The sequence below is a fragment of the Spiroplasma sp. hy2 genome, from assembly GCF_044714365.1.
GTDB classification, from domain to species: Bacteria; Bacillota_I; Bacilli_A; order Mycoplasmatales; family Mycoplasmataceae; genus Spiroplasma; species Spiroplasma phoeniceum.
Window position 1 is genome coordinate 1 of record NZ_RXFZ02000071.1, and the last position, 5,038, is coordinate 5,038.

Consider the following 5,038-nt stretch of genomic DNA (forward strand, 5'->3'; position numbering starts at 1 on the left):
WTTTGATTCTTTAAATAAAGCATAATCATGTTTTTTTCCAAGCGAAAAACTTGTTGCAATAATTTTTTTGGTTTCTTGTTCGATAATTACTTGTGTTTTGATCGTGTGTTTTTTCTTTTTACCAGAATAAGATTGTTTTTGTCTTTTTTTGGGCGTTGGATTGGAGTTTCGGTAGCATCAATAATAATTGTTTTATCAATAAAATAATCATTTATTAGTTCCTTTWWTTYCYATTTTAAATATATTTTATAGGAATTTTAAAATAACTAGGTTATGCAAGAAGTCTAATATAATGAAGATAAAATAAAGATAAAAAGAAAGGTGAAAAACTTGCAAGAACTAAAAGAAACTAAATTAATTATTAATGAAATAAATATTAAAAAATCACGCTTCCTTTGTTTATTGCAAAAAGCTACTTCCGAACATGATGCACTTCAATTTATTAAAACAAATCAACAGCCAAACGCTGCTCATAACTGTTACGCCTACATTATTGGGAAAAATCAAAATATTATTCGAAAAAGTGATGATGGCGAACCAACTAATACTGCTGGTAAACCAATTTTAGAAATTTTACTTCATCATAATTTAACTAATGTTGTGTGTTTAGTTATTCGTTATTTTGGGGGAATTAAATTAGGAGCTGGCGGATTAATTCGCGCTTATGCTAATAGTGTTAAAACAAACCTAAAAAAGCGGAATTAATTCCTTATTTTGAAACAAAAGATATTATTATTAAATTCCCCAATTAATAAAATTAAATTAGTTGATGAATATTTAACATATCATTATCAAAATTTAATAATTAATAAAAATTTTAAGGAACCTATTAGCTATCAATTTTCGTTACCTAGTGAACAAATCCATACTTTCCTTTTATGAGCCAGCAATAATAAAATTAATATAATTATTTCCGAGCATATAAATAATTAATATTTTTTCCAAGTTTAACAAAGCGTCGTTCATATTCAGTTGGAACATTATTTTCCGCATACTGACTCTGATATAAATTTGTTGTATAATCAACAATTTTTCAATTATTTTCTTTAAATGATTCTAATGAATAAGTAAATAATTGATCATTATCTGTTTTAAAATGAATTTCACCATTATCTTGTAAAATAATTTGATAAAAATCTAAATATATTTTATTTGTTAGCCGACGTTTTTCATGTCGCATTTTTGGTCAAGGATCAGAGAAATTTAAATATATTTTATTAATTTCTTTAGGTGCAAAAATTTCTAGTAAAAAAATAGCACCAAAAACAATTATTTTTAAATTAGATAAATTTTCAGCAATTATTTTTTTTAAAGCTAAAACTAAAACTGATGGATAACGTTCGATTGCTAAAAAATTTTGATTTGGATATTTTTTTGCTAATGCTATAATAAAATCTCCTTTCCCAGAACCAATTTCAATATTTAAGGGATTATTATTTTTAAAAATCATTTTTCCCCATTGTCCCTTATAATATTCTGGATTTTGAATTGCAAAGGTAGGATTCTCCATAATATATTCTGTTGCTCAAGGTTTATTTCTTAGTCTCATCTTTAAATCCTTTCCGACTGTTTTTTAATAAAGCTATTTTTATCTCATTACCAATTTCATTTTGTGGTTCATCATAAGTTCCAAATAATGAACCAAACATATAATTAATTTTTAGTTCTTTTAATTTACTATATCCTAAATAACTATTAACTTGTGGTGCAATTAAAATAATATATTCTTTAATTAAATTTTGATAATGCAAATGAATAAACATTTCACGAATAATTGTTGGAGAAAAAACAGCATAATTAGGTTCATAATAGTACAAACTATTTAATTCCGTATCAATTGCTCCAAAATTTTTAACAGCAACTTCAATACCAATATTTTTAATTGTATTTAAATTTTTTTTAAACTTTTCAGGATCAAAGCCAGTTTCCATTAAATCAAAAATTAAAATTAAATTACCTGGTTTTACTTTTAATTCAATTAATTTTGTTGCAAATTTTTTTAAATTAAACTGATCACTACTAATAAAACTAGCTGGATAAGTAATGAATAATTTTTGTTCTAAATAATAATCTAATTTATGAAAATTTTTAATATTTAATGCCGCATTAAAACGAACTAGCATTGTTTCATGTACAATTCCCCCAAAAGTATTACTATCTTTTCCAAATATTAAATCACTATCAACCCCATCAACTAAATTACTACTATAAATGATATGCTAATGTAAGGGCATCATTTACATTTATAATTGGAGAATATAAACTAACAATTTTTTCTAATTGAATATGTTCATTTAAAGCTAAAATACTACGTTTTTGGTTTGACAATTCTTTAATATTTTCAGGATCAATAAAAATAATTTGATTTGAATATTCAAGATTTAACCGATTATCTGCTGTTGCAATATTATATTCTTTTAACTTATTTAAATTATTTGATTGTAATCCATATAATGAAGCATATCCTTGTAATTTAACAATTATTTTATAATTTTTTAAAATAAAAGTCGTATTAACTTGTCACAATAAAATTTCAAATTGTTTTAACAAATCAGTTTCTGGTCGTAACTTATTTTTATTATGTAATAAGATACTACTAATATCAGCTTTTTCAATTTGATCAAGGGGAAGAAAAATTCCAAAATGATTTAAACTTGCTTTAAAAAATAAAACATTTTGTTCTTTTCATAGTGTAAAAACTTGATGAGAAATAAGATCAATAATTTTATTTTTAACATTACTATTTAGAAATTTGTCTAGTTTTTCAATATTATTAATCATAAAAGTAAAATAAATTCCACGACGAATCTTATTCTTATGAATTAAATTATAAATAGCATCATGTGCTAAAGCCTCACGAACATAACTATTGCGGTCATATTCAATAATATTTTGTAATTTTATTGCATGAACATAAATTAATTCAATAATACCACAAATACTATAAGCAAAATAAGTCATTGCAATTCACACTAAAACATATAATTCACTTACAAAGTTTTCTGACATAGCCATTCTTTTTGATTGTGCTAAAACAATAATTGAAGCCGTAATGAATTCTGTTAATGTCAATAAAGACCATCTAGTTCATTTTGTTCATTTAAAATACCAACTCACAAAAACAATTAGAAGGGTTAAAACATAAAGTACTGAAATCATAATAATATTAGGAGTACCTGTCAAAGGTAAAAAATAATTATTATTTAAAAATGGTAAAATTGCAAAAAGAAAAGTAAAAATAATAATCGTATATAAAATTGTGGCAAAGCAAGAAATAAAAACACCTATCATTCAACAAACTATTATTGGCAGAAAAATATTAATAGCAATCATTGTATTGGTTTCGCCAGTTTTTGGTGGCACAAAAAATGGGATTAATCCTTGGGCAATAATAACCAAAATTGCAAAAACACCACCAATAACAACTTGATAATAAATTGAAAAACGAGCAAAAGAATTACGCACTAAACCTCATGTAAAAATATAAATGATAGAAAAAATAATTATAAATAATAAATATACAAAAATAATATTTAAAATATTACTCACTTACTTCCACCTCTTTTAACAAACCTTGTACTTTTTTTATTATATCATTCCTTTTAAAAATATTTTTGAACTTAAAAAAGAAACTAAAATTCTCATAAATAATTTCTTGAATCTAATAATTTATTTATGACAAAACAAGTTTCTTTTAATTTCTACCTTATTTTTAATAAAAATAAAAAATGGTGGAGATGGCGGGAATTGAACCCGCGTCCACAAATAACATTCTAATATCTTCTACAGTTTAGTCTAATCATCTTTTTTCATTATTTAATAATAGGATTAGACAACTAATTAAATAACTAGATAATAAGACTTTCAAAATTCTAACATTATCAATTAGAATTTCTATTAGATTAAGACTTGAGATACGATAATAGTTAATAATCTACAATTAACTACTATTACGGCTAGCAATCCTCTAACAGCGAGGAATTAAGCTGCTAACATTGATCCTGCTAATTGATTGTTGATCATAAAAACTGGCATTTCAATTTTGTCTTCTTTTTGTTTTTTGTTTGCGTTTCTTCAAACCTAGTAGCATTATAGTCTGCTAAACTACTGCCAATATTAGTAGATCATTCCTGTCGAAACCGGAACATCCCCATATAGCAATTATACTCTTAAATTATTAAATAGTAAATAATAACTATTTAGTACATTTTTTTGAAATAATTGCTTAAATGATATTCATGGCTAATTTCTTTTCCAATTTTTGTACCTAAAGTAATTCGAATTAAAGTATAGTAATCCATGATTAAACTAAAACTACTAAAAAATAAGGTAAATAATAAGAAAAGTCCCATACCTAGAATATAATCTTTTTGTAATCAAAATAATAATCGCTCAACAATTAACCTAGGATTTGTAATTAAATTATTATTTTTTAAATTTAAATATTCAACATAATAATTTAAACTACTAAAAAAATAACTAAATAACCCAATACTAGTAATTAACATGATAAGTTTTAAAAAATTAACTGTAATTGCACTATCATTTTTATTAATCCAATTTATTAAGCAAATAACACTTTCCAACAAAAACTCAATTATAAAGCAAACAATAGTAAGGATACTCAAAATATAAATAATGTTATTCGGGTTTAATGAATAATTTGTTCCATTATAATTATAAACAATCCTTTCTTTGATGTTTCATTGAAAAATACCAGATAAAAAAATATAAAAAGTCAAAAGAATTTGAACGGTTGTAACAGCAATTAAAGTAATCTTAAGATTCTTTTCAAACACTAACCACATTCAGAACTTTTGAAAATCTAATTTTTTTGTTAAGAAAAAACTAATTTTTTTGGGTGAATAATATTTCAATCGTAATATTCTCATTTGTAAAATTTGTAAATTATCATTATTTTCTTGAATTTTACAATAGACTTCTTGCATAACCTATTAAAATAATTGTAAATATTTTTAAAAAGATACTAATAGCAAATTATAATTTTAATTAATTATGTCTTTTATTTAAAAATTTW

Annotated in this window: 5 protein-coding genes, 1 other RNA gene and 1 pseudogene; 1 reads left to right on the forward strand and 6 read right to left on the reverse strand. The window is 23.4% G+C overall.

Annotation, left to right across the window (positions count from 1 at the left end):
* Nucleotides 1-188 (reverse strand): annotated as a pseudogene (locus EHV01_RS03180) (transposase); the annotation flags it as partial.
* Between the two features lie 133 nt (nt 189-321).
* Between EHV01_RS03180 and EHV01_RS03185 the strand changes: the two are divergent.
* Nucleotides 322-705, forward strand: coding sequence for an IMPACT family protein (locus EHV01_RS03185; protein ID WP_422066169.1), 384 nt, complete (start codon nt 322-324; stop codon nt 703-705).
* Between the two features lie 202 nt (nt 706-907).
* Here the strand turns inward: EHV01_RS03185 and trmB are convergent, their stop codons facing one another.
* The 5 genes from trmB to EHV01_RS03210 all read right to left on the reverse strand — a co-directional run bounded on the left by trmB (nt 908) and on the right by EHV01_RS03210 (nt 4,949).
* Nucleotides 908-1,549: a tRNA (guanosine(46)-N7)-methyltransferase TrmB gene (gene trmB, locus EHV01_RS03190; protein ID WP_422066170.1), complete on the reverse strand. Its 642-nt coding sequence runs from the start codon at nt 1,547-1,549 to the stop codon at nt 908-910.
* Nucleotides 1,533-2,123 carry a hypothetical protein gene (locus EHV01_RS03195; RefSeq protein WP_422066171.1) on the reverse strand — a complete coding sequence of 197 codons (591 nt, stop codon included), beginning with the start codon at nt 2,121-2,123 and terminating at the stop codon, nt 1,533-1,535. Before EHV01_RS03195 ends, trmB begins: the two co-directional genes overlap by 17 nt.
* 82 nt (nt 2,124-2,205) lie before the next feature.
* Entirely contained in the window at nt 2,206-3,465 is a 1,260-nt protein-coding gene (locus EHV01_RS03200; RefSeq protein WP_422066172.1) for a hypothetical protein, read from the reverse strand.
* A gap of 264 nt (nt 3,466-3,729) precedes the next feature.
* Nucleotides 3,730-4,152: a transfer-messenger RNA gene (ssrA, locus tag EHV01_RS03205) on the reverse strand.
* Nucleotides 4,153-4,199: 47 nt separating this feature from the next.
* The gene (locus tag EHV01_RS03210) at nt 4,200-4,949 is read right to left on the reverse strand and encodes a hypothetical protein (RefSeq protein ID WP_422066173.1); all 750 of its coding nucleotides are present in this window, start codon (nt 4,947-4,949) and stop codon (nt 4,200-4,202) included.
* Nucleotides 4,950-5,038: the final 89 nt, after the last annotated feature.